Source organism: Paracidovorax sp. MALMAid1276 (genome assembly GCF_049198005.1).
Lineage (GTDB): Bacteria > Pseudomonadota > Gammaproteobacteria > Burkholderiales > Burkholderiaceae_C > Acidovorax.
In genome coordinates, this window is record NZ_JBMIRS010000115.1 from 1 (window position 1) to 1,966 (window position 1,966).

The window sequence follows — 1,966 nt, forward strand, 5'->3', positions numbered from 1 at the left end:
TCCCGCCCTTGAACGAGGCATGCTGCCGATCAGCGAGCCTGCGAGCGCGCCCCGGCTTCGACAAGCTCAGCCCGAACGGATGGGTAAGCGCCAGCGCCCGGTCCGGGCGGGGTGGTACACAAACCTCGGCCACAGCATGCAATCACGACAACCCACCCAGAAGCACGCTACAAAAACAATAGCTGTCAGCGCTTTGCCAGAAAGCGCTGAAGCCCAAAAACAATCAAAACCGCGGCAAATCGGGGTGCTTGATCTGCCCCCCGCGCACCAGCATCTTCCCGTACTCCGCACACCGGTTCAGCGTCGGAATCACCTTGCCCGGGTTCAGCAACCCCGCCGGGTCGAACGCGTGCTTGAGGCCCATCATCTGCGCGTTCTCCTCGGCGGAAAACTGCACGCACATGCTGTTGAGCTTCTCCACGCCCACGCCATGCTCGCCCGTCACCGTGCCGCCCATGGCCACGCTGGTCTCCAGGATGTCGGCGCCAAACAGCTCGCAGCGGTGCAGCTGGTCGGCGTCGTTCGCATCGAACAGGATGAGTGGATGCAGGTTGCCGTCGCCCGCGTGGAACACGTTGGCGCAGCGCAGCTGGTACTTCTTCTCCATCTCGGCAATGGCCAGCAGGATGTCGGCCAGGCGCTTGCGCGGGATGGTCGAGTCCATGCACATGTAGTCGGGGCTCATGCTGCCGCTGGCGGGGAAGGCGTTCTTGCGGCCGCTCCAGAAGCGCAGGCGCTCGGCTTCGTCGCGGCTCACGCTGATGGCGGTGGCGCCGGCGGCGCGCAGCACCTCGCTCATGCGGCCGATTTCTTCTTCCACCTCTTCGGGCGTGCCGTCGCTCTCGCACAGCAGGATGGCTTCGGCGGTGAGGTCGTAACCGGCCTTCACAAAATCCTCCACGGCGGCGGTCATGGGCTTGTCCATCATCTCCAGCCCGGCGGGGATGATGCCCGCCGCGATCACGGCGGCCACTGCGTCTCCGGCTTTGCGCACGTCGTCAAAACTGGCCATGATGCAGCGCGCGAGCTGCGGCTTGGGGATCAGGCGCACGGTCACCTCGGTGGCCATGGCCAGCATGCCCTCGCTGCCGATCACGGCGGCCAGCAGGTCGTAGCCGGGGGTGTCCAGCGCCTCGCTGCCAAACTCCACGGGCTCGCCCTCCACGGTGAAGCCCTTCACCTTGAGCACGTTGTGCACCGTCAGGCCGTACTTCAGGCAGTGCACGCCGCCCGAGTTCTCGGCCACGTTGCCGCCGATGGTGCAGGCGATCTGGCTGCTGGGGTCGGGCGCGTAATACAGCTGGTAGGGCGCGGCCGCCTCGCTGATGGCCAGGTTGCGCACGCCGCACTGCACGCGCGCCGTGCGGCTCACCGGGTCCACGTCGAGGATGCGGTTGAACTTGGCCAGCGACAGCGTGACGCCCATCGCATGCGGCATGGCCCCGCCCGACAGGCCCGTGCCCGCGCCGCGCGCCACGACGGGCGCGTTCAGCTGGTGGCAGGTGCGCAGCACGGCCTGGACTTGCTCATACGTCTCGGGCAGGCACACCACCAGCGGGCGCTGGCGGTAGGCGGTGAGGCCGTCGCATTCATAGGGCGTGGTGTCTTCGGCGTTCCAGAGCAGGGCGTGGGCGGGGACCACGCGGCCCAGGGCCTGCACCACCTCGGCCTGGCGGGCGGCGCGTTCTTTGTCGGGGGGCGTCATGCCTTGCACTGTAGGGGATGGCGGGCGGCGGGGCGTGAGCTTTTCTGCAGGGGCTTGTGAAAATCACCCGGGAACTATCGATTTGATAGCTGTATGAGCTTACTGGATAAGCGCTGGAGGCCGATTTATATGAATTGATGAAGAGGGCGCAGCCTGGGCGAGGGCAGCCGGGCAAGGGCCGCCCCGCAGCGAGGGCTGCGTCCCGCTTCCCGGCGCAGCCGAGAGAAGGGGGAGGGCGCCCAAGGCGACTCAGGGGGATGT

Annotated in this window: 1 protein-coding gene; it reads right to left on the reverse strand. The window is 67.0% G+C overall.

The features are described from left to right. Nucleotides 1-223: 223 nt before the first annotated feature. The gene (locus ACOQFS_RS08150; protein ID WP_421562397.1) at nt 224-1,705 is read right to left on the reverse strand and encodes an FAD-linked oxidase C-terminal domain-containing protein; all 1,482 of its coding nucleotides are present in this window, start codon (nt 1,703-1,705) and stop codon (nt 224-226) included. Nucleotides 1,706-1,966: the final 261 nt, after the last annotated feature.